Annotated in this window: 23 protein-coding genes; 11 read left to right on the top strand and 12 right to left on the bottom strand. The window is 67.8% G+C overall.

Annotated features, from left to right (window positions below; genetic code table 11):
• Positions 1-147: 147 nt before the first annotated feature.
• Positions 148-1053, bottom strand: coding sequence for an NAD(P)/FAD-dependent oxidoreductase (locus ABC319_RS04555; protein ID WP_413071610.1), 906 nt, complete (start codon positions 1051-1053; stop codon positions 148-150).
• 71 nt (positions 1054-1124) lie between these two features.
• Here ABC319_RS04555 and ABC319_RS04550 point away from each other — a divergent pair, with 71 nt between their 5' ends.
• Genes ABC319_RS04550 through rplS form a run of 3 tightly spaced genes read left to right on the top strand, consistent with a single transcriptional unit; the run spans position 1125 to position 3733 of the window.
• Positions 1125-2612, top strand: coding sequence for a serine hydrolase domain-containing protein (locus ABC319_RS04550; RefSeq protein WP_413069093.1), 1488 nt, complete (start codon positions 1125-1127; stop codon positions 2610-2612).
• Positions 2609-3337, top strand: a complete 729-nt coding sequence (gene trmD / locus ABC319_RS04545) for a tRNA (guanosine(37)-N1)-methyltransferase TrmD (protein ID WP_413069092.1) — start codon at positions 2609-2611, stop codon at positions 3335-3337. Before ABC319_RS04550 ends, trmD begins: the two co-directional genes overlap by 4 nt.
• A 3-nt stretch (positions 3338-3340) precedes the next feature.
• Complete coding sequence (rplS, locus tag ABC319_RS04540; RefSeq protein WP_305171621.1) at positions 3341-3733, top strand: 50S ribosomal protein L19; 393 nt, start codon at positions 3341-3343, stop codon at positions 3731-3733.
• A gap of 104 nt (positions 3734-3837) precedes the next feature.
• Here the strand turns inward: rplS and ABC319_RS04535 are convergent, their stop codons facing one another.
• The 5 genes from ABC319_RS04535 to ABC319_RS04515 form a co-directional block, all read right to left on the bottom strand.
• Positions 3838-4575, bottom strand: coding sequence for a glycosyltransferase family 25 protein (locus tag ABC319_RS04535; RefSeq protein ID WP_413069091.1), 738 nt, complete (start codon positions 4573-4575; stop codon positions 3838-3840).
• Between the two features lie 16 nt (positions 4576-4591).
• Positions 4592-6619, bottom strand: a complete 2028-nt coding sequence (gene rpoD, locus ABC319_RS04530) for an RNA polymerase sigma factor RpoD (RefSeq protein WP_413069090.1) — start codon at positions 6617-6619, stop codon at positions 4592-4594.
• Complete coding sequence (dnaG, locus tag ABC319_RS04525) at positions 6619-8505, bottom strand: DNA primase (RefSeq protein ID WP_413069089.1); 1887 nt, start codon at positions 8503-8505, stop codon at positions 6619-6621. Before dnaG ends, rpoD begins: the two co-directional genes overlap by 1 nt.
• Positions 8506-8669: 164 nt before the next feature.
• Positions 8670-9059, bottom strand: a complete 390-nt coding sequence (locus tag ABC319_RS04520) for an endonuclease domain-containing protein (protein WP_413069088.1) — start codon at positions 9057-9059, stop codon at positions 8670-8672.
• A gap of 54 nt (positions 9060-9113) precedes the next feature.
• Positions 9114-9566 carry a GatB/YqeY domain-containing protein gene (locus ABC319_RS04515; protein ID WP_413069087.1) on the bottom strand — a complete coding sequence of 151 codons (453 nt, stop codon included), beginning with the start codon at positions 9564-9566 and terminating at the stop codon, positions 9114-9116.
• Positions 9567-9655: 89 nt separating this feature from the next.
• Here ABC319_RS04515 and carA point away from each other — a divergent pair, with 89 nt between their 5' ends.
• The 5 genes from carA (at position 9656) to ABC319_RS04490 (ending at position 15684) form a co-directional block, all read left to right on the top strand.
• Entirely contained in the window at positions 9656-10858 is a 1203-nt protein-coding gene (carA, locus tag ABC319_RS04510; protein ID WP_413069086.1) for a glutamine-hydrolyzing carbamoyl-phosphate synthase small subunit, read from the top strand.
• The gene (locus ABC319_RS04505; protein WP_413069085.1) at positions 10858-11169 is read left to right on the top strand and encodes a hypothetical protein; all 312 of its coding nucleotides are present in this window, start codon (positions 10858-10860) and stop codon (positions 11167-11169) included. The genes carA and ABC319_RS04505 overlap by 1 nt, the downstream gene beginning before the upstream one ends.
• Positions 11169-14495 carry a carbamoyl-phosphate synthase large subunit gene (gene carB, locus ABC319_RS04500; protein ID WP_413069084.1) on the top strand — a complete coding sequence of 1109 codons (3327 nt, stop codon included), beginning with the start codon at positions 11169-11171 and terminating at the stop codon, positions 14493-14495. The genes ABC319_RS04505 and carB overlap by 1 nt, the downstream gene beginning before the upstream one ends.
• 75 nt (positions 14496-14570) lie before the next feature.
• Positions 14571-15047, top strand: coding sequence for a transcription elongation factor GreA (gene greA / locus ABC319_RS04495; RefSeq protein ID WP_413069083.1), 477 nt, complete (start codon positions 14571-14573; stop codon positions 15045-15047).
• A gap of 1 nt (position 15048) precedes the next feature.
• The gene (locus ABC319_RS04490; protein WP_413069082.1) at positions 15049-15684 is read left to right on the top strand and encodes a rhomboid family intramembrane serine protease; all 636 of its coding nucleotides are present in this window, start codon (positions 15049-15051) and stop codon (positions 15682-15684) included.
• An 18-nt stretch (positions 15685-15702) separates the two neighbouring features.
• On the opposite strand, the gene ABC319_RS04485 is transcribed toward ABC319_RS04490, so the two are convergent.
• From ABC319_RS04485 to ABC319_RS04465, 5 genes are all read right to left on the bottom strand, one after another.
• Positions 15703-15924, bottom strand: coding sequence for a DUF4170 domain-containing protein (locus ABC319_RS04485; RefSeq protein WP_413069081.1), 222 nt, complete (start codon positions 15922-15924; stop codon positions 15703-15705).
• A gap of 92 nt (positions 15925-16016) precedes the next feature.
• Positions 16017-16463, bottom strand: a complete 447-nt coding sequence (locus ABC319_RS04480; RefSeq protein WP_413069080.1) for a hypothetical protein — start codon at positions 16461-16463, stop codon at positions 16017-16019.
• Between the two features lie 2 nt (positions 16464-16465).
• Positions 16466-16756 carry a phosphatase gene (locus tag ABC319_RS04475; protein WP_413069079.1) on the bottom strand — a complete coding sequence of 97 codons (291 nt, stop codon included), beginning with the start codon at positions 16754-16756 and terminating at the stop codon, positions 16466-16468.
• Positions 16753-17112 (bottom strand): phage holin family protein, encoded by a 360-nt coding sequence (locus ABC319_RS04470; RefSeq protein ID WP_413069078.1) that lies wholly within the window; start codon positions 17110-17112, stop codon positions 16753-16755. The genes ABC319_RS04475 and ABC319_RS04470 overlap by 4 nt, the downstream gene beginning before the upstream one ends.
• 6 nt (positions 17113-17118) lie before the next feature.
• Positions 17119-17640: a hypothetical protein gene (locus tag ABC319_RS04465; protein WP_413069077.1), complete on the bottom strand. Its 522-nt coding sequence runs from the start codon at positions 17638-17640 to the stop codon at positions 17119-17121.
• A gap of 151 nt (positions 17641-17791) precedes the next feature.
• Between ABC319_RS04465 and eno the strand changes: the two genes are divergently transcribed.
• Both eno and ABC319_RS04455 read left to right on the top strand, forming a co-directional pair.
• Complete coding sequence (gene eno / locus ABC319_RS04460; RefSeq protein WP_413069076.1) at positions 17792-19072, top strand: phosphopyruvate hydratase; 1281 nt, start codon at positions 17792-17794, stop codon at positions 19070-19072.
• Entirely contained in the window at positions 19041-19388 is a 348-nt protein-coding gene (locus ABC319_RS04455) for an FtsB family cell division protein (protein ID WP_413069075.1), read from the top strand. The genes eno and ABC319_RS04455 overlap by 32 nt, the downstream gene beginning before the upstream one ends.
• A 60-nt stretch (positions 19389-19448) precedes the next feature.
• Here the strand turns inward: ABC319_RS04455 and ABC319_RS04450 are convergent, their stop codons facing one another.
• The gene (locus ABC319_RS04450; protein WP_413069074.1) at positions 19449-20312 is read right to left on the bottom strand and encodes an alpha/beta fold hydrolase; all 864 of its coding nucleotides are present in this window, start codon (positions 20310-20312) and stop codon (positions 19449-19451) included.
• 145 nt (positions 20313-20457) lie between these two features.
• On the opposite strand from ABC319_RS04450, the gene ABC319_RS04445 reads away from it, so the two are divergent.
• Positions 20458-22584: a prolyl oligopeptidase family serine peptidase gene (locus tag ABC319_RS04445; RefSeq protein ID WP_413069073.1), complete on the top strand. Its 2127-nt coding sequence runs from the start codon at positions 20458-20460 to the stop codon at positions 22582-22584.
• Positions 22585-22639 lie beyond the last annotated feature (55 nt).

Genomic DNA, 22639 nt, shown 5'->3' with positions numbered 1-22639 from the left:
CGAGCGTGGTACGTTCGCCCACGTCGTACCGTGCGGCAGAATGCCGTCGTCGAACCCATTCCAAAACGCGTTCAGGCCTTACCTTAGCCTCACCTTCCACGCCGCGACGACCGTGTTTACGCCTTACCTTAGCCTTACCTTCCGCCGCTAACGCCGCATAGGTCGTTGATCGTTCAGCATATTCCGGATCGTCGTCGCCGCCACCCCGGCCTCGCCCATCGCATGGCTGATCTGGTCCAGCCCCTTCACCACGTCGCCCGCCGCGAACAGACCGGGGATGCTGGTCCGCTGATGGTCGTCCACCTCCAGGCACCCCTCCGCCGTGGCCACCGCACCCGCCTTCACCGCCAGCTGCGACCGGATCACCGATCCCATCGCCGGATAGACGCTGTCGAATGCCATCCTCCCCTCCGCCGTGTCGAAGGCGAAGCGGTCGTCCTCGATCGCGAAGCCGCCGCACGGGCCCTGCACCCGCACGACCCCCGCCTCGTTCAGCGCCGCCTCGCAGCTCGCGTCCAGGTCCAGCTCCTCCTCGGGGCTGATCAGTGTCACGTCGCGGGTGTAGCTGCGCAGGAACAGCGCCTCCTTGGTCCCGTGCTGCCCCCGCCCGATCACGCCCACCCGCCTGTCGGTCACCTCGTACCCGTCGCAGATCGGGCAGTACCGCAGCAGCCCGGCCGCCAGCGCCCGGCTGTGCAGGCCGACGTCCATCTGTGGCCGGTTGTTGACCACGCCGGTCGCCAGCAGCACGGACCGGGCCCGCGCCGTCCGCTCGCCCGCCCGCACCGCGAAGCCGCCGTCGATCACCTCGATCGCGGTCACCTCCGCCTCCTCCCGCACCGCGCCGAACCGCGCCGCCTGCTCCTGCATCCGCGCCAGCAGGTCGCGGCCGGGGATGCCCTCGGGATAGCCGGCATGGTTGTTGGTGCGGGGGATCCACGCCGCCCGGCTGTCCCCCGAATCGAACAGCCGGATGTCCAGCCGGAACCGCGCCAGATAGATCGCCGCCGTCAGTCCGGCCGGCCCCGCGCCGATGATGATGCAGTCATCCATGCGCGTGAAGCGCGCATCGGCCGGTCGGGGTTCCTGATGCAATCGGCGACCGGCATGCTTAGGAAGCGGGAATGATCCGCTTCCTCCTCCCGATCGCCGCTGCGCTCGCCGCCCCCGCCCCGGCCGCAACCCGACCTGCGCCGGCCATCGCCGCCATGGAGCCGCGGCTCACCGCCCTGTTCCAGACGGATATGCGCGACCGCCACATCCCCGGGCTGGTCTACGGCATCGTCAGCGACGGGCGTCTGGTGCTGGTCCGCGGCCTGGGCGTACAGGACGTCGACACCCGCCGCCCGGTCACCGCCGATACCCGCTTCCGCATCGCCTCCATGTCCAAGGCGTTCACCGCGCTCGCCATCCTGAAGCTGCGCGACGAGGGCAAGCTGTCGCTGGAGGCGCCGGCCGAGCGCTATGTCCCCGAAATGGCCCGCTGGCGCTATCCGACGACCGACTCTCCCCATGTCCGCGTCGCCGACCTGCTCCACCACACCGCCGGCTATGTCGAGGACAACCCATGGGGGGATCGCCAGCAGCCGCTGTCCGAACCCGCCTTCACCAGCATGCTCGCCGCCGGAGTTCCCTTCGCGCAGGCGCCGGGGCTCGGCATGGAGTATTCGAACTTCGGCTACGCGACCCTCGGGCGCATCGTGTCCAACGTCGGCGGCGCCCCTTATCAGGACTGGATCACCCGCGCCTTCTTAGGCCCGCTCGGCATGACGTCGACCGGCTACGACGTACTGACCGGCCCGCAGGCGCAGCGAGCGCTCGGCTATCGGTGGCAGGACGGCGCCTGGCTGCGCGAGCCGGACATGGCCGACGGTGCGTTCGGCGCGATGGGCGGCCTGCAAACCACCGCCAACGACTATGCCCGGTGGGTCGCCTTCCTCCTTTCCGGCTGGCCCGCGCGGGACGGCGCAGACGATGCCCCGGTCCGCCGCTCGACCGTGCGCGGCATCGTCGAGGGAGCCAACTTCGTCGCCGTCCGCGACCGGTACCCGGCGCTCGGCACCGCCTGCCGCCAGCCCGTTGCCTATGCCAAGGGATGGTTCGTCATAGGTGACTGCGACCTGGGGCGGGTGGTGACGCATACCGGCGGCTATCCGGGCTACGGGTCGGTCGTGGCGCTGTTGCCCGATGCCGGCATCGGCATCTTCGCCTTCGCCAACCGCACCTACGCCGCCCCGTCGGTACCGGCGATGCAGGCGCTGCTCGTCCTGCACGCCGCCGGCCTGGCGACGCCGCGCGCGCTGGCCGTATCCAGCGGTCTTGCCGCTGCCTACGACGCGGCACGAGCGGCATGGCGGCGGGGCGACGCGGCGGCAGCCCCACTCGCCGGCAACGTCCTGCTCGATCGCAGCCGCGAACGCCGCCGCGCCGAGATTGCGGAGCTCGGGCGGACGGTGGGTCGCTGTCCGATGACGGAGCCGATCGTCCCCGTCTCGGCAATGGAGGGCCGTTTCGTCTGGACCTGCGACACGGGCAAGGTGGCCGGCCGCGTCCAGCGGGCACCGACGCCGTCGCTGTCGCTTCAGGTCCTCGACTTCGCGCCGGCGTCATGACCATGTTCCGCGCCACCGTCGTCACTCTCTACCCGGAGATGTTCCCGGGACCCCTTGGTCACAGCCTCGCCGGCCGCGCCCTGCGCGAGGGGCGCTGGGCGATCGACACCGTCCAGATCCGCGACTTCGCCACCGACCGGCACCGTTCGGTGGACGACACTCCGGCGGGCGGCGGCGCCGGCATGGTGCTCCGCGCCGATGTCGTGGCGGCTGCCCTCGACAGCGTCGCCGACGACCGACACGTTCTGGCGATGACCCCGCGGGGGCGGCCGCTTTCGCAGGCGCGCATCCGGGCGCTGGCGGCGGGGCAGGGAGTGACCGTCCTCTGCGGCCGGTTCGAGGGCTTCGACGAGCGCCTGTTCGAAGGCCGCCGGATCGAAGAAGTATCGATCGGCGACTATGTCCTCTCCGGCGGGGAGATGGGGGCGCTGGTCCTGCTCGACGCTTGCGTTCGGCTGCTCCCCGGTGTAATGGGCGCGGCTTCTAGCGGGGATGATGAGAGCTTCGAAAGCGGGCTCCTCGAATATCCGCATTATACCCGACCAGTGACATGGGAAGGGCGCACGATCCCCGAAGTGCTGCGATCGGGGGATCATGCGAGGATCGCGGCCTGGCGCAAGTCCATGGCCGAGACCGATACACGGCTAAGGCGGCCGGACCTTTGGGAGCGCCACGAGGGCGCTCGGGTCCAGCCGCCCTCTGGCGCGCGGCGAACGAAGGACTGAGACATGAACCTGATCCAGCAGCTCGAAGCCGAGCAGATCCAGAAGCTGACCGAGAAGCGCGCGATCCCCGAGTTCCGCCCCGGCGATACGCTGAAGGTCGGCGTGAAGGTGGTCGAGGGCGAGCGGACCCGCGTCCAGGCGTATGAGGGCGTCTGCATCGCGCGCTCGAACAAGGGCATGGGATCGAGCTTCACGGTCCGCAAGATCAGCTTCGGCGAAGGCGTCGAGCGCGTGTTCCCGCTCTACTCGCCGAACATCGATTCGATCGAGGTCGTCCGCAAGGGTGCCGTCCGTCGCGCCAAGCTCTATTACCTGCGTGGCCGTACCGGCAAGTCGGCACGCATCGCCGAGCGCCGCGATACGCGCCCTGCCAAGGGCACTGCCGCCGCCGAGTGATCGCTGCGGGGGCAGTGTCCCGTCAGCCTTGACGTACGAAAGCCCCGCCCTTCGCAGGAAGGAGCGGGGCTTTCCGTTCGGGCAGTCGCCCATCCCAAGGACGGTTACCGCAACGCGCGGCGCAGGCGCCTTGCGGTCGAGGTCAGCTGCCGGACTCCCGGCAGGCGATCCTTCCAGCCAAGCTGGTGGATGTCGGTTCGGGAGGATCGCTGCACGCCGAGGTCCGGATGCGCGACCCACGTCTGGAGCGAGGGGTTGGCCTTGCGGAACCAGCCATAGGCGCCATCGACATGCATGGGGCCGCCGTCGGGGCAGCCGGCAGGACGGGTCAGGATCGCCGTCAGATAGCTGGCAAGGTCGGCAATGGCGTCACCGCGAACCGCGACGAAATGGCCGCCCATGATCGGTTCATCCGCTCCAGCCAGTGCGAGCGGCGACGTGGCCTCCGCTGCGGGCGTCCATTGCAAGACCCCGCCATAGAACATGGTCCAGTCTCGCTCAGCTAGCGCCGCCATGGCCGCCGGCAGCCGCCGGTCGATGTCATCGACAAAGTCGAGGTCGTCCTCCAGCAGCAGGACGGACCGGTCGCCCCGTTTGGCCGCGTCCCGCCACACGCCGAGATGACTGTGAAAGCAGCCGCGGGTGCCCGGCGTGGGAAAGCCCGCGGGGTCGTCGAAAGTACAAGCGTCGAAGCGCAGCACCTTCGGATGATCGAACGACAGCCCGATTCGGGCCAGTTGTTCCACCATCTCGCGCCGACGATCCGGACGTCGGGCCAAGTTGACGATGACGATCCGGTCGAACGTCTCCGCCAGTATGCGGCCGGCGGCCGTCATCGTCATCGTCGGGCCTTTGCGGTTACTGATCGAGGAAGCTGCGCATCTTGCGGCTGCGGCTTGGATGCTTCAGCTTTCGGAGCGCCTTCGCCTCGATCTGGCGAATGCGTTCGCGCGTGACCGAGAACTGCTGGCCGACCTCTTCCAGCGTATGATCGGTGTTCATGCCGATGCCGAACCGCATGCGCAGCACGCGCTCCTCGCGGGGCGTGAGGCTGGCGAGGACGCGGGTCACCGTTTCCTTCAGATTGGCCTGGATCGCCGCGTCGACGGGGATGACGGCGTTTTTGTCCTCGATGAAGTCGCCCAGGTGCGAATCCTCCTCGTCGCCGATCGGCGTCTCGAGGCTGATCGGTTCCTTGGCGATCTTCATCACCTTGCGGACCTTCTCGAGCGGCATCGAGAGGCGCTCGGCCATCTCCTCCGGCGTCGGCTCGCGGCCCTGCTCGTGGAGGAACTGGCGGCTGGTGCGGACCAGCTTGTTGATCGTCTCGATCATGTGGACCGGGATGCGGATCGTGCGCGCCTGATCGGCGATCGAGCGGGTGATCGCCTGACGGATCCACCACGTCGCGTAGGTCGAGAACTTGTAGCCGCGACGATACTCGAATTTGTCCACCGCCTTCATCAGGCCGATATTGCCCTCCTGGATCAGATCCAGGAACTGCAGCCCGCGGTTGGTGTATTTCTTCGCGATCGAGATCACGAGGCGCAGGTTCGCCTCGACCATCTCCTTCTTGGCGATGCGCGCCTCGCGCTCGCCCTTCTGGACCATGTTGACGATCCGGCGGAACTCGGTGAGCGCCATGCCGGTCTGCTGGGCGATCTCGCCGATCTCGATGCGGATCCGGTCGACGGCGTCGCCCTCGTTGGTGGCGAAGGCGGTCCATTTCTTGTCGAGCTTGCCGACGGTCTGCAGCCAGGTATCGTCGAGCTCGTGGCCGACATAGCGGTCCAGGAAGTCCTTGCGGTTGACCTTGTGGCGCTCCGCCAGCCGCAGCATCTGCCCGCCGAGCGCGGTCAGCCGGCGGTTGAAGGCATAGAGCTGGTCGACCAGATACTCGATCTTGGCGTTGTGGAACTGGACGCTCTCGACCTCGGCGGTCAGCTCCTCGCGCAGCTTCTGGTACTTGCGCTCATCCGCCGGCGTCAGCTCGCCGCCCGCCGCCATCGCGTCGAGCCGGCTCTGCTGGAGCTTCGCGAACTTCTTGTAGAGCGCCGTGATGTTGGCGAACCGCTCCAGTGCCTGCGGCTTGAGCTGCTCCTCCATCTGCGCGAGTGAGAGGGTATTGTCCTCTTCCTCGTCGTCGGACGGCCGCGGCGCCCGCCGCTCGGTCATGTCGTCGTCCTCGTCGGCCGACGGCTCTTCCTTGATGTCGTCCTCTTCCTTGTAGGAAGGGCCGGCGCTCTTCTCCGAAATCTCGTCGCCTTCGTCCTCGGCGCCCTCGACCTGCTCCGCCGACGGTCCCTTGGACAGCATCGCGTCGAGATCGAGGATCTCGCGCAATTGCATCGTGCCCTCGTTCAGCGCGGTCGACCAGTCGATGATGGCGTTGAAGGTGATCGGCGATTCGCACAGGCCAAGGATCATCGTATCGCGGCCGGCCTCGATCCGCTTGGCGATGGCGATCTCGCCCTCGCGCGACAGCAGCTCGACCGCTCCCATCTCGCGCAGGTACATGCGGACCGGATCGTCGGTGCGATCGACGGTTTCCTTCTTCTTCTCGGGCAGGGCGGCATCGGCCTCGCCCTCGGGCGCCTCGGCCTCGTCGCCGTCGTCGGCGCGCTCCTCGGGCTCGCCGTCCTCGCCGGCTTCCTCGTTCTCGACGATATTGATGCCCATCTCGTTCAGGGCCGAGGTCATGTCCTCGATCTGATCGGACGACATCTCGCCCTGGGGCAGCGCCTCGTTCAGCTGATCATAGGTGATGTAGCCACGCTTCTTCGCGCGGGCGATCACCTTCTTGATCGATGCATCGTTGAGGTCGATCAGCGGCGCATCGCCCGTGTCCGGTGCCTCGGCCGTGTCCGCCATATTAGCCTTCGCCATCAATTACCCTCGGGTCCCAACGCTCGGGCGTCTTCGTGTGCCTGACATAGGTTGGCAAGCCGCAATTCCAACGCCTGTTTCTCTCTGACCAATGCTACCTGCCGTTCGAACGCCTCATCCGTGAAGCGCGCCTGCATCGCCTGGGTCGCCGTGGCGAGCTGGGCATCCACCTCTGGACGCGCGATCAGGATGGCGATCGCTTCGTCGAGGTCTTCGCGGGCACGCGCCTCGTCGCCGGATTTCTGCGTGAACGTGTAGGGCATGGCATCGGCCCGAAGCAGATCGCTGGCGATCGCCTCGAAACCGGACCGTGCCAATATGGTGACCAGCCGCTCGCTATCAAGCGCGGAGTGGGCGGGCGCGGCGTGGGCGCGTCGGCCGTCCTCCAGCGCGACGTCGACCACCGCCTCGAACAGCCGGCCGAGCGCACCCTCGGCCATGCGCAGGCTGCCAAGCACCTCCATGTGCCGCGCGATCTCCGCCGGGTGGCGGATCAGGCCGGCGAGCACCGCCTTGGCCAGCACGCGGTCGATCCCGGCGGCGCGGAACGCCTTGGCATCCTCCGTCACCGGGGTCGGCGGACGCCACGGCTGTTTGCCGCTCCCCAGCGGGCGGAAGGGGCGACGCTGCGGCGTGAAATGTGCATCGAACCGACGGCGGAACTCGGACTGGTACTCGCCGCGAACGCCGGCATCGGCGATGCCGCCGGCAAGCTCCTGCAACCGGCTCTTCAGACCGGCGCGCTGTTCGGGCGTGTCCAGCGCCTCTGCCGCGAGCTCGGCCGCCCAGAGCCGGTCGACCAACGGCTCGGTGGCGCGAAGCAGCGCTTCCATCGCCGGGGACCCGCCGGCCTTCACTACGTCGTCCGGATCCTGCCCGGCCGGCAGGGTGACGAACGACAGGCTGCGACCCGGCGCCAGCATCGGCAGTGCGCGGTGGGCGGCACGCAGGGCGGCTTTCTGCCCGGCCGCGTCGCCGTCGAAGCAGAGGATCGGCACGTCGACGATCCGCCACAGCCGCTCCAGCTGATGCTCGGTCAGCGCGGTGCCGAGCGGGGCGACGGCTTCGTGGATCCCCGCCTGCGACAGGGCGATGACGTCCATATATCCCTCGACGACCAGCAAACGGCCGGCCTTGCGCGCGGCGGGGGCGGCGCGATCGAGATTGTAGAGCGTCCGCCCCTTGTCGAAGAGCGGGGTGTCGGGGCTGTTCAGGTATTTCGGCTCGCCCTGGTCCAGGATACGGCCGCCGAACGCGATGGTCCGGCCACGCGCGTCGCGGATCGGGATCATCAGGCGGCCGCGGAACCGGTCGTACGGCTCCTTGCCCTCGACCTGGATCAGCATGCCCGCCTCAACCAGCATGGCATCGCCGTACTCGCCCAGCGCCGCCTTCAGCCGGCCGCGCGAATCGGGAGCGAAGCCCATGCCGAAGGTGCGGGCGGTCTCCGCGGTGATGCCACGCCGGTCGAGCAGGGCCCGCGCCTCGTTGCCGGCAAGGCCGTTCAGCTGCTCGGCGAACCAGGTGGCGGCATCGGCCATCGCCTCGTGCAGGCCCTTGGCGCGTTCGGCCTTTTCGGCGGCGCGGCGATCCATCGCGGGCAGTTCCATACCGGCGGCCTGCGCCAGCTCCTTGACCGCATCCATGAAGGGCAGGCCGCGCTGGTCGGTCAGCCAGCGGATCGCGTCACCGTGCGCGGAACAGCCGAAGCAGTGATAGAAGCCCTTGTCGTCGTTGACATAGAAGCTGGGCGTCTTCTCGTTATGGAACGGGCAGCAGCCGCGCATCTCGCGACCGGCCTTTTGCAGCTTGGTCGTCTTGCCGATCAGCGCCGACAGCGACGTGCGGGCGCGCAGCTCGTCGAGGAAGGCGGGGGACAGCGACATCGCGCGATTGTACCATGGCGAAATACGCGTGTCGCTGCAACGTCGCGGTGGAAGGTAAGGCTAAGGTAAGGCGTAAATCGTGTCGCTGACACGATCGGGCGCCGGAATGAGAAGGAGCGACTTCTCGTATAATCCGAAGGGCTTGATGTAGGACAGGGGTGCGCTCACCCCGGCAGGCCGTCCTCGCTCCCCTCCCGCGAGCGGGAGGGGCTGGGGGAGGGCAGTGCCGCAATCACCCGCTCGATTTCAGCCACGACGCCGGCCAGATTGGACAGGACGTCATGGTTCCAGAAGCGGACGACATGGAACCCCTGCGATTGCAGGAACGCCGTCCGACGCATCTCGGCCGGATCGTCGCTCGCGTGCTGGCCACCGTCGACCTCTACCACCAGCTTGATGCCGCGCGCGACAAAGTCGCAAATATAGGGGCCGATCGGCACCTGTCGATTGAAGCGGATGCCGGCCACCTGTCGGGCGCTGATCGCGCGCCAGAGTCGAACTTCCGCTTCCGTGGGATTGTTGCGGAGGAGGCGGGCCCTAGTGCGTGGCTCCACGGTTGCGCTGCCCTCCCCCAGCCCCTCCCGCGAGCGGGAGGGGAGCTTTTTGCCTTACGACAACGCCGCCTTCACCAGCCCGCTGGCCTTGCTCATGTCGAGGCTCGACGCGTGGCGCGCCTTCAGTTCGGCCATCACGCGGCCCATGTCCTTCATGCCCGCGGCGCCCAGTTCGGCCTTGATCGCCTCGATCGCGGTGCGGGTCTCGTCCTCGCTCATCTGTTGGGGAAGGAAGCGTTCGATCACGGCGACCTCCTTGCCCTCCGCCTCGGCCAGCTCGGGGCGGTTGCCCTGCTGGTACATGGCGATCGATTCGCGGCGCTGCTTGACCATTTTCTGCAGCACCTCGACCACCAGCGCATCGTCGTCGTCGGGCGCCTTGCCGGTCCGCGCCTCGATGTCGCGGTTCTTGATCGCCGCCTGAATCAGCGAGATGGCGTTGCGGGCTTCCTTGTCGCCGGCCTTCATGGCGGCGAGCTGGGCGGATTTGATGTCGTCTCGAATCATGGCGCTCTTATTGACGCGGGGGAGGCCTAGGTCTAGCGGGCGGGACTTAGCGACATCGCCGACAAACCAACTGGAGTGCCCGCCGCATCATGGCCGACGCCACGCTTCCTGCTGCGCCCGATAAACCCGAAGGCGCCACCGGCTGCCTCGTCCTTGCCAGCGGCGAGGTGATCTGGGGCCATGGCTTCGGCGCGGAAGGCGAGGCGGTGGGCGAGGTGTGCTTCCACACCGCGATGACCGGTTATCAGGAGATCATGACCGACCCGTCGTTCGCGGGGCAGATGATCGCCTTCACCTTCCCGCATATCGGCAATGTCGGCGCCAATCCCGACGATGTCGAGGCGGACGGGCCGCACGCGCTGGGCATGATCGTGCGCGAGGTGCCGACCGCGCCGTCCAGCTTCCGCGCGATGGAGAATCTGGACGGCTGGATGCGGCGCCACGCGCGGATCGGGCTGGCCGGGGTCGACACGCGTGCGCTGACCCGGCGCATCCGTGGGCAGGGCGCGCCCAACGGCGTGATCGCCCATTCGGCGAGCGGGACGTTCGACGTGCCGCTGCTGCTCGACATGGCACGCAGCTGGCCGGGGCTGGAGGGCATGGACCTCGCGAAGACCGTGTCGACCGAGACGCATTACGGCTGGGGCGCGGAGGCGCCGGGTGGCGTCTGGCGGCTGGGCTTCGGCTATAGCGCGTCGGACGACCAGCCGGAAAGCGACCAGCGGCCGCATGTCGTCGCCATCGATTATGGCAGCAAACGCAATATCTTCCGCAATCTTGTTAAAGCCGGGTCGAAGGTGACGGTGCTGCCGGCGACGGCGACGTTCGAGCAGGTGATGGCGCTGGCGCCGGACGGCGTGTTTCTGTCGAACGGCCCCGGCGATCCGGCGGCGACCGCGGACTATGCCGTGCCGGTGATCCGGCAGGTGCTGGCGGCGAAGCTGCCGCTGTTCGGCATCTGCCTCGGCCATCAGCTGCTGGCGCTCGCCGTCGGGGCGCGCACGACCAAGATGTTCCAGGGACACCGCGGCGCCAACCACCCGGTCAAGCGGCTGAGCGATGGCGCGGTCGAGATCACCAGCATGAACCACGGCTTCGCGGTGGAGCGGGATTCGTTGCCGGCGGGGGTGACCGAGACGCATGTGTCGCTGTTCGACGGGTCGAACGCAGGGCTTGAGCTGGACGGCGGGCGCGCGTTCTCGGTTCAGTATCATCCGGAGGCGAGCCCGGGGCCGCAGGATAGCCTGTATCTGTTCGAGCGGTTTGTTGGGTCGCTGGCGAAGGCGGCGTGATGACGCTGCCTCCGCCAGCGATCGAGCAATGCGTCGTGGCGGGCTCGCCTGCCGCCCTCCATTCCGGCGTGATCTGGAACGTGGCGGGGCCGACCGCTGCCATGAACGATCTGCTTGGCCGGGCCGATCCGCGAGCATGGTCGACGCCGCTGGTCGACGAGACGAAGGACGGTCGACGGCGCATGGTTCTGAAGTTGAACCCCGCTGCGGAATATCGCGGGGTCGGCGGTTTCATCTATGTCGCGCAGACCCTGAAGCTCGATCTCACCAGCCGATTTGACCCCCCGATCTGTGGGACGGACCAGAACTAATGCCAAAACGCACCGACATCTCCTCCATCCTCGTCATCGGCGCGGGGCCGATCGTCATCGGGCAGGCGTGCGAGTTCGATTATTCGGGCACGCAGGCGATCAAGGCGTTGAAGGAGGAGGGCTATCGCATCGTCCTCGTCAACTCCAATCCCGCCACGATCATGACCGATCCGGAACTGGCGGACGCGACCTATGTCGAGCCGATCACGCCGGAGGTGGTCGCCAAGATCATCGAGAAGGAGCGGCCCGACGCGGTCCTGCCGACGATGGGCGGGCAGACCGCGCTCAACACCGCGCTGGCGCTGTTCCGCGACGGCACGCTCGACAAGTTCGGCGTCCAGATGATCGGCGCCGATGCCGACGCGATCGACATGGCGGAGGACCGGCTGAAGTTCCGCGACGCGATGGACCGGATCGGGCTGGAGAGCGCGCGCTCGGCGATCGCGCATACCGAGGCGGAGGCGCTGGAGGGACTGGACAAGGTTGGGCTGCCAGCGATCATCCGGCCGAGCTTTACGATGGGCGGTTCCGGTGGAGGTATCGCCTATAACCGTACGGAATTCCTCAATATTGTCCGCAACGGGCTGGACCTGTCGCCGACCACCGAGGTCCTGATCGAGGAGTCGCTCCTCGGTTGGAAGGAATATGAGATGGAGGTGGTGCGCGACCGCAAGGACAACGCGATCATCATCTGCTCGATCGAAAATGTCGATCCGATGGGCGTCCACACCGGCGACTCGATCACGGTCGCGCCGGCGCTGACGCTGACCGACAAGGAATACCAGATCATGCGCAACGCATCGATCGCGGTGCTGCGCGAAATCGGTGTGGAAACAGGCGGTTCGAACGTACAGTTCGCGGTCAATCCGAAGGACGGCCGGCTGGTCGTCATCGAGATGAACCCGCGCGTGTCGCGATCCTCGGCGCTGGCATCGAAGGCGACGGGCTTCCCGATCGCCAAGGTCGCGGCGAAGCTGGCGGTCGGTTACACGCTGGACGAGATCGAGAACGACATCACCGGCGCGACGCCGGCGTCGTTCGAGCCGACAATCGACTATGTCGTCACCAAGATCCCGCGCTTCGCCTTCGAGAAGTTCAAGGGTGCCGAGGCGGTGCTGGGCACGGCGATGAAGAGCGTCGGCGAGGTGATGGCGATCGGCCGCAACATCCAGGAATCGATGCAGAAGGCGCTGCGCGGGCTGGAGACCGGGTTGTCCGGCTTCAACCAGGTCGAGCGGCTGGCGGGAGCGCCGCGCGCGCAGATCGAGGCGGCATTGGCCAGCCCCACGCCCGACCGGCTGCTGGTGGCGGCGCAGGCGCTGCGCGAGGGCTTCACCGTCGCCGAGGTGAGCGCGATCGCCAAGTACGATCCCTGGTTCCTCGAGCGGATCGCGGAGATCGTCGCGGCCGAGAACCAGGTGATGGCAGAGGGGCTGCCGATCGACGCACCGGGCATGCGCCGGCTGAAGGCGATGGGCTTTTCCGACAAGCGGCTGGCGTGGCTGGCGCTGCAATCGGCAAACCTGCGCGGCATGACCCGCGGCATCGCGCGCGGCAGCGGGCTGATCCACGAGGTGGTCAAGGCGATGACCGGCGGCGTCACCGAGGAGGAGGTGCGCGCGCATCGCCACAAGCTGGGCGTGCGACCGGTGTTCAAGCGCATCGACACCTGTGCGGCCGAGTTCGACGCGAAGACGCCGTACATGTACTCGACCTATGAAGCGCCGAGCTTCGGCGAGCCCGAGGACGAGGCGCAGCCCAGCGATCGGCGCAAGGTGGTGATCCTGGGCGGCGGGCCGAACCGGATCGGGCAAGGGATCGAGTTCGATTACTGCTGCTGCCATGCCTGTTTCGCGCTGGCGGATGCGGGATACGAGACCATCATGGTCAACTGCAATCCGGAAACGGTGTCGACCGATTACGACACGTCGGACCGGCTGTATTTCGAGCCGCTGACCGCCGAGGATGTGCTGGCTATCCTGGACGTCGAGAAATCGCGCGGCGAGCTGGTCGGCGTGATCGTGCAGTTCGGCGGGCAGACCCCGCTGAACCTGGCGCGTGCGCTGGAGGCCGCCGGCATCCCGATCCTGGGCACCTCGCCCGCCGCGATCGATCTGGCCGAGGATCGCGAGCAATTCGCGGCACTGGTCGACAAGCTGCGCCTGCTCCAGCCGTCGAACGGCATCGCGCGCAGCCGCGACGAGGCGCTGATCGTCGCGGAGAGGGTCGGGTATCCGGTGCTAATGCGGCCCAGCTTCGTGCTGGGCGGGCGGGCGATGGAGATCGTCGAAGGGCCGATCCAGCTCGACGATTATATCCAGACCGCCGTGCAAGTGTCTGGCGATGCGCCGGTTCTGATCGACCAGTATCTGCGCGACGCGATCGAGGTCGACGTCGATGCGATCTGCGACGGTACCGATGTCGTGGTCGCCGGCGTGCTCCAGCATATCGAGGAGGCAGGCGTCCATTCGGGCGACAGCGCCTGCTCGATCCCGCCCTACTCATTGCCGGCCGAGATCATCGCCGAGATCGAACGGCAGACGGCGGCGCTGGCGCATGGGCTGAACGTCGTCGGGCTGATGAACATCCAGTTCGCGGTGAAGGACGGCCGGGTCTATCTGATCGAGGTGAACCCGCGTGCTTCGCGGACGGTGCCGTTCGTCGCGAAGGCGATCGGCGTTCCCATCGCCAAGATCGCGGCACGGGTCATGGCCGGCGAGAAGCTGGCCGACCTGCCATCGATCGATCGGAACATCCCCTATTACGCTGTTAAGGAAGCGGTTTTTCCCTTCAACCGCTTTCCTGGCGTCGATCCCGTGCTGAGCCCGGAGATGAAGTCGACGGGCGAGGTGATGGGCATCGCGCCGCTGTTCACCGACGCATTCATGAAGGCGCAGCTGGGCGCGGGCACGGTGTTGCCGACCGGGGGATCGGTGTTCATCAGCGTGAAGGACACCGACAAGGACCATATCGTGCCCGCAGCGCGGGCGCTGTCCGATGCGGGCTTCACGATCGTCGCTACCGGCGGCACGGCGGACCACCTGTCGCGCGCCGGACTGCCGGTCGAGCGGATCAACAAGGTGGCGCAGGGTCGTCCGCACATCGTCGACCGGATCGTCGATGGCGGGATCGATCTGATCTTCAACACCACGGAAGGATGGCAGAGCCTGAAGGACTCGACGCCGATCCGGCAAGCGGCGTTGGCCGCGCGGATCCCCTATTTCACCACGGCGCCGGCCAGCGTCGAGGCGGCGAAGGCGATTGCGGCGGGGGGCACGCTTGAAGTGCGCCCGCTACAGTCCTATTATTCGCAGTCGCACAACTGATCCCGACAGCATCATCGTGGTGCGGGCGGCCCCGGACGGGGTCGCGCGGGGTAAACGGAATTTGGGGACCGAGACATGGCCACCGTCGATAAGATGCCGATGCTGCAAGAGGGCTACGAAACCCTCACCGCGTCGCTGAAGCGTCTGAAGGAGGAACGGCCGCAGATCGTCGATGCGATCGAGGAAGCGCGGGCGCACGGCGACCTGTCGGAAAACGCCGAATATCATGCCGCAAAGGAGCGCCAGGGCCAGATCGAGGCGTCGATCGCCGACATCGAGGACAAGCTGTCGCGCGCGCAGATCATCGATCCGCGCGAACTGTCGGGCGACAAGGTGGTGTTCGGCGCGACGGTGACGCTGCTCGACGACGACGACAAGCCGGTGACGTACCAGATCGTCGGCCAGACCGAGGCGGACGCGAAGACGGGGCGGATCAGCTACAACTCGCCGCTCGGCCGCGCGCTGATCGGGCGCAAGGTTGACGAGGAGGTCGAGGTGTCGGTGCCGGCGGGCGACCGTTACTACGTCGTCTCGAAGATCGCCTTTATCTGACGTGGAGGCGCTGCGCGCCGCACCGGTGACGACGGCGATCGCCGCGGCAACGGTGACCATATCGCTCCTGCTGGTGATCACCGGCACGCTGCCCCTGGGCGCGGTGACTGGCGGGTTCATTCCCGTCCGTCTGCTCGGGGCGGTGCCGGCCGGCGTGTCGTGGCTGGTCCCCAATTCGCTGACGCCGCTGACGGCCACGCTGATCCATGGCGGGATCGCGCACCTGCTGCTTAACATGGTCGTGCTGTGCTTCTGCGGCCCGCGGCTGGAAAAGGCGCTGGGCGGCGGGTCGATGGCGCTGCTGTACGTGCTGGGCGCCTATGCCGCGGCCGCGGCTCAATATGCCACCGATCCGGCGTCGCCGCAGCCGATGATCGGCGCCAGCGGCGCGATCGCCGCGGTGATCGGCGCCTACTCCCTGCTGTTCGCCGAACGTCGCCCGAAGCGGTGGGGCCCGATTTCCGGCCATGCGCTCCACGTCATGTGGCTGGGTGCGACGTGGATCGGCATCCAGTTGCTGACGGGCTTTGCCGGCATGGGCGGCGTCAACGTGGCGATCGGCGCACATATCGGCGGATTCGTGGTCGGGCTGCTGCTTGCCCGGCCGCTGCTGCGCTGGCGGTACCGGCGGGCCTGACCCGCGCTCGCCAGCCGCTTATCCGGTGGGCAGTGCCGGCTCGAGCAGACGGTGGAGATGAACCACCACGAACTTCATCTCGGCATCGTCGACGGTACGCTGCGCGGCGGCGCGCCACGCCTTTTCCGCACTGGCATAGTCAGGAAAGATGCCGACTACCTCCAGCCTGGCCGGATCGACCCAGTCCAGCGTCTGCGGATCACGGACGCGGCCGCCGAAAACGAGATGAAGTTTGCTCATGCCGCATCTTCTAGGCGGCGGGGCCGTGCGCTGCAATCCTTCGCAGTCGCAGCATCGGGGTACCGCGTACCCCGATGCTGCATTATGGCGCGTCAGGCGTCTGCGTTGCCTTTCGTGGGCGACTTCGCGGTATGCGCCGCGGCCGAACCCGCGCTCGACAACGCCTTCGCGACGCCGTCGATGACGGCACGACCCCGCTCGCGCGCCGCATCAGGGGTGAGACCGGCGCTGTTGAGTTCCTGCTTTCCCGCTTCCCGCGCAGCCGAGAAGGCCTGACGCGCGGTTTCGCCTAGCCGCTGGCCGAGCGGCGCGAGCAATTCCTTCTCCCGCGCCGACCGCGGCAACAGCGCGCCGGCGAGTGCGCCCAGCGCGGCACCCCCGACGAGGATCGCGAGCGGATTGGCTTCGATCGCGGCGGCGGTGCGCTGTGCCGTGTCTGCCGCCTTGTCGCGGGCTTCGTGGTAGGATTTCGACGCGGTCGCGCGGGCCTTGTCGTACGTGTGCGATCCGGTCGCGGGATCGGGCTTGGGTGCGGTCATGATCAGCTTCCTTCGGGAGGATGTGGTTTTTTGCGGCCGAACAGGGCCGCGATGCGGTGACGCGCGAGCAGCAGGCCGGTCGCCGCGACGGCGCCGGCGACGATGCCGGGATTGCGGCGCGCACCCTCGACGCCTGCGCGGGCGGCCTGCATTCCGGCCTGACGGGCATCGGCAGCCAACAGCTTTGGATCCAGCCGCGCCTGCAAACGGTCGACGGTGCCCGACAATTGCTGACGCGCGGCCGCGGCCTGAAGCTCGGCGGCGGCGAGGTCGATCTTGGCGGGATCGCTCATGCGCCAGTTCCCGGCAGCACGGGTGCGGCAAGCCGCTTCTTGCCGACGACCGCGAGGATCGCTGCCACGACGAGGACGGCGCCGACCACGACGATCGTCGCCAGTAGCGGCCCGATCAGCGTGGCCAGCGACAGGATCAGGCCGACAAGCAGCGCGATCAATGCCGCCAGCGCCAGCACCCCCGCGATGGCGAAGAACACCAGTGCCGAGCGATAAGCACCGATCCGCTCGCTCGCCTTGGCCTTGTACAGCGCGACTTCGGCCGACACGAGCGAACGGCTGTCGTCGACCAGACGGCCAACTAGCGCGGCGACGCTTTCGTGTTCGGGCGGCAGGGGATCGAGCAGGGACGCCATCCGCCGTCAGTCCTGCTGCGCGTCCACGCCGGACTGGACCAGCCGGGCGACGACGAAGCCCAGCGCGGCGGCGATGCCGATCGCTACGGCCGGGCTGGCCTTCACCAGACCACGGGCATCCTCGAGCAACTCGTCCATGTCCTTTTGCCGGATGGTATCGGCGAAGCCCGACACCTGATCGGCGGCGGAGCGGGCGTATTGGCCGTACTGGTCGCCCAGCTTGTCGTCGACCTGTCCTGCCGCGTCGGTCAGCAGCTGCGACAACTGGTCGAGCGCCGATCCGGCGCGCGACTTGCCGTCGTCGGCCAGCGCCCGCAGCTTCTCGGTGGCCTGCTGGCCCACCTTGCCGGCGCCGTCGCGGATCGCCTGGCGCGCGTCGCCGGTGCGGCTGCCACTGTCGGTGCCGGCATCGGCCGGAGAGAAGTCGACCCCTTCGTTCTTCAGCGGCGCTGCCGGCTCGAAGCGGGTGGTGGTCGGCGGCGGGGCGATGTCGCCGTCCGTCATCGGCGTGAGATCGTTGTCGGCCATGATCGTTGGTCCTCGGCTGTTCCGTGCCAGTCAACCAGTCTTAAGGGCGAGGGTTCCACTTGCGCAACGCTGCCGATCGCCGTCAGCCGGCGATTGCCCGCCGCCGCGCCGCGTTATAGGAGGCGCGTGCAGCGACTTCAGGAGCGACGACTTGACCGCCATCATCGACATCCATGCCCGCCAGATCCTCGACAGCCGGGGCAATCCCACCGTGGAGGTCGACGTGCTGCTGGAGGATGGCAGCTTCGGCCGTGCCGCCGTGCCGTCGGGCGCGTCCACCGGCGCGCACGAGGCGGTCGAGAAGCGCGACGGCGACAAGAGCCGCTGGGGCGGCAAGGGCGTCGAGCAGGCGGTGGAGTCGGTCAACGACGAGATCGCCGATGCGGTGATCGGCATGGATGCCGAGGACCAGGCCGATCTGGACCGCGCGATGATCGATCTTGACGGCACCGAGAACAAGGGCCGGCTGGGCGCGAACGCGATCCTGGGCGTCAGCCTGGCCGCGGCGAAGGCGGCGGCGGAGGCTCGCGGCCTGCCGCTGTACAAATATGTCGGCGGGGTCGCGGCGCATCTGATCCCGGTGCCGATGATGAACATCATCAACGGCGGCGAGCATGCCGACAACCCGATCGACTTCCAGGAATTCATGATCATGCCGGTCGGTGCGTCGAGCATCGTCGAGGCGGTCCGTTGCGGGTCCGAGATCTTCCACACCCTGAAGAAGGCGCTGCACGACGAGGGGCTGGCGACCGGCGTCGGCGACGAGGGCGGCTTTGCCCCCAACATCGCGTCGACCACCGACGCGCTCGATTTCATCATGCGCGCCGTCGAGAAGGCCGGGTACAAGCCGGGCGACGACGTGATGCTGGCGCTGGACTGCGCCGCGACCGAGTTCTTCAAGAACGGCAAGTACGACATCTCGGGCGAGAACCGTATCCTGTCGAGCCACGAGATGGCCGAGTACCTCGCCGACCTGACCCGCCGCTATCCGATCCTGTCGATCGAAGACGGCATGGCCGAGGACGATTTCGAGGGCTGGAAGGCGCTGACCGACCTGATCGGCGACAAGGTCCAGCTGGTCGGCGACGATCTGTTCGTGACCAACCCGAAGCGGCTGAAGCAGGGTATCGCCGACGGGCTCGCCAGCTCGCTGCTGGTCAAGGTCAACCAGATCGGCACGCTGACCGAGACGCTGGAGGCGGTGTCGATGGCGCAGCGTGCGCGCTACACCGCGGTGATGAGCCACCGGTCGGGCGAGACGGAGGATGCGACGATCGCCGATCTGGCGGTCGCCACCAATTGCGGTCAGATCAAGACGGGCTCGCTCGCCCGGTCGGATCGGCTCGCCAAGTACAACCAGCTGATCCGGATCGAGGAGGAGCTGGGCGACGCGGCCCGCTATGCCGGGCGCGACGTGCTGGTCCGCGGCTAGGGGCGTGAAGAAGCCGTCGGCCTTCCGGCGCACGCTGCGCCGCGCCGCCATCCCGGCGCTGGTGTTCACGGTGATGGCGTTCTTCGGCGCCTATGCGGTGCTGGGGCCGAACGGCGTGCTGGCTTACGGCGACTACAAGCGCCAGTTGGCCAAACGCGAACGCGATTTCGCGGTGCTGGACAAGCGGCGCGAGGTGCTGCGCAATCGCGTCGCGCTGCTCGATCCGGACCACGCCAATCCGGACATGGTCGACGAGATGGTGCGCAAGGAACTGAACGTGACGCACCCGGACGAGGTCATCGTCCCGCTGAGGTGACGTGATATGCCTGCTTCCCGACCGGCTTTGGGCCGGTCGGGAAGCTGTGGGCAACCGGCCTCAGTCGAAGACGGGCCGATCACCGCGGTCGCGCTGACCGGCACCCAGGAACGTCAGCAGATCCTCCGTCAGCCGATCGGCATGGGTGACGTTCAGGCCGTGCGGCGCGCCGTCATATTCCACCAGCTGGCTGTTCGCGATCCCTGCGGCGGCGGCACGGCCGGCGGCGTCGATCGGCACCGTCTTGTCGTCGGTGCCGTGCACGATCAGGGTCGGTACGCGGAAGGAGGCGAGATCGGGGCGGAAGTCGGTATGGCTGAACGCCTGCGCGCAGGCGAGCGTCGGCTTCAGCCCCGCCATCAGCGCCATCGAGGTCGACCAGTCCAGCACGTCGTCGCTGACCGGGCTGGAGATATAGCCGGCTCCGTAGAATTGCGGCGTGAAGGTGTGGCGGAAGAACTTGGCCCGATCCTCCTGGATACCCTCGGCGATCTGGTCGAAGGTCGATTGCGGCGTGCCATGGGGATTGTCGTCGGTCTTGAGCATATAGGGCACGACCGACGAGATCAGCCCCGCCGCCACCACGCCGTTGCCCTGATGCCGGTTCATGTACCGGGCGACCTCGCCGCCGCCCATCGAGAAGCCGACGATCGTGGCGTCCTGATCGGCGCCCGCCTCTTTCATCACATCGGCCAGATCGTCCGACAGCGTGTCGTAGTCGTAGCCGCTCCACGGCTGCCCCGACCGGCCGAACCCGCGCCGGTCATAGGCGATCGCGCGGAAGCCGGCCTCGGCCAGCGCCATTGCCTGCACGTCCCAGCTGTCGGCGTTCAGCGGCCACCCGTGCAGCAGGATGACGGGGCGGCCCAATCCCCAATCCTTGACGTAGATGTCGGTGCCGTCGCGAGTCTTGATATAAGGCATTGCGATCTCCGGTGGAAACGTGGCCGTTCAACGACCCGGCCGAAGGCGCGTTCCACGCAGCGGCGGCGATGGATCGGGCCGGGCGCCGCTTCCCATGTGGTCCGCCGGCTTATAGGACGCCGGGCATCGCGAAGGAGATGACGTCATGCGTTCTGGACTGTGCTGGGCTGCCACGATCGCCGCCGGCCTGCTTGCGGGGAGTAGCGCGCTGGCGCAAACGGCACCGATGACCGACGACCCCTATATCTGGCTCGAAGACAAGGACGGCGCCAAGCCGCTGGCGTGGGTGGGGTCGGAGAATGCCCGCACGCTGCCGCGCCTGAACGCCGACCCGCGCTATGCCGGGTTCTACCGCGACGCGCTGGCGATCGCCGCCGCGGAGGATCGCATCCCCATGCCCGAGCAGCGGTTCGGCCGGATCTACAATTTCTGGCGCGACGCGCAGCATCCCCGCGGCATCTGGCGCTGGACGACGGAGGCGGGCTACGCCGCCGCCAGCCCGCAATGGACCACCGCACTCGACGTCGATGCGCTGGGCAAGGCCGAGGGCAAGCAGTGGGTGTGGAAGGGAGCGACCTGCCTACAGCCCGACAAGCGTTATTGCCTGGTCCAGCTGTCCGAGGGTGGCGAGGACGCGGTGACGCTGCGCGAATTCGATCTGCAGACCGGCCAGTTCGTCCAGGGTGGTTTCGACCTGCCCAAGAGCAAGCAGGGCGCGGCGTGGATCGATCGCGATACGCTGCTCGTCAGCCGTGACTGGGGGCAGGGGACGCTGACCAACTCCAGCTATCCCTTCGTCGTCAAGCTGCTGAAGCGTGGCCAGCCGCTGACCGCCGCGACCGAGGTGTTCCGGGGCGAGCAGACCGACCAGCTCGGCAGCTACGCCCGGGTGATGACCGATGCGGCCGGCCACCGGCTGGTGATGATCGGGCGGCGGCAGCAGTTCTTCGGCGGAGACACGCTGGTGTGGACGCCGAAGGGCACGCGCAAGCTGGACATACCGGGCCGCGCCCAGCCGGTCGGCATGGTCGATGGCCGGGTCATCTTCCAGACCAGCGATCCATGGGGCGCGATCCCGGCGGGCGCGGCCGCGTGGGTTCCGCTGGCCGAGGTGGAGAGCGGGGCGCTGACCCCGCGCGTCCTGTTCGCGCCGACCGCACGTCAGGCGGTGCAGGATGTCGCTACGACGCGGGACCGGGTGATCGTGGCCTACATCGACAATGTCCGTGGCCGCGTATCGGTGCTGTCGCCGGCGGGGCAGGGCTGGTCCAGCCGGGCGATCCCGATGCCGGAGAACATCGCGGTCGGCGTCGTCAGCGAAACCGATCGCAGCAACCTGGCCTATCTGTCGGTCACCGGCTTCATCACGCCGACGACGCTTCAGTCGATCGACGCCGGCACACCTGCCGCGCCGAAGACAGTGAAGGCGCTGCCGGCGAAGTTCGATGCCACCGGTCAGGTGGTCGAGCAGTTCGAGGCGACCTCGACCGATGGCACCAAAGTGCCGTACTTCGTCGTCCACCGGCGCGACCGGCCGCTGGACGGCAGCACGCCGACGCTGATGACCGCCTATGGCGGGTTCGAGCTTTCGCGGCTGCCGACCTATCTGGGGGCGACGGGCAAGCTGTGGCTGGAAAATGGCGGTGCGTTCGTGCTCGCCAACATTCGCGGCGGCGGCGAGTTCGGTCCGGCGTGGCACGATGCTGGCCGCAAGACCAAGCGGCAGGTGATCTACGACGATTTCGCCTCGGTCGCGCGCGACCTGTTCGCCCGGCGGATCACCAGTGCGCGGAAGCTGGGCATCTATGGCGGGTCGAACGGCGGCCTGCTGATGGGTGTCGAGATGACGCAGCACCCGGAATTGTGGCAGGCGGTGTCGATTGGCGTGCCGCTGCTCGACATGGTCCGTTACCAGCAGATCGCCGCCGGCGCATCGTGGGAGGACGAGTACGGATCGATCGACAAGCCGGACGAGGCCGCGTTCCTGCGCCATATCTCGCCCTATGCCAATCTGCGGAAGGGCGCGGCCTATCCCGAACCCTATATCTGGACGACGACCAAGGACGACCGGGTTGGCCCGCAGCACGCGCGCAAGTTCGCCGCACGGCTGAAGGAATATGGCGCGCCGTACCTGTTCTACGAGGACACGGCCGGCGGCCATTCGGGCGATGCCGATATCGAGCAGCAGGCGCGGATGCAGGCGCTGCAGATGACCTATTTCGCGCAGAAGCTGATGGGCGATCCGGCAACGGCGAAGGCGGCCGCGAAGTGAACGGGCGGGAGCGTTCGTCGATCGCGACGAATGCTCCCGTGGCCGATGGTGCCGC

Source organism: Sphingomonas phoenicis, from assembly GCF_047238005.1.
GTDB lineage: Bacteria > Pseudomonadota > Alphaproteobacteria > Sphingomonadales > Sphingomonadaceae > Sphingomonas.
Note: the sequence above shows the minus strand (reverse complement) of the source record. Positions and strands in the feature narration are given on the sequence as shown.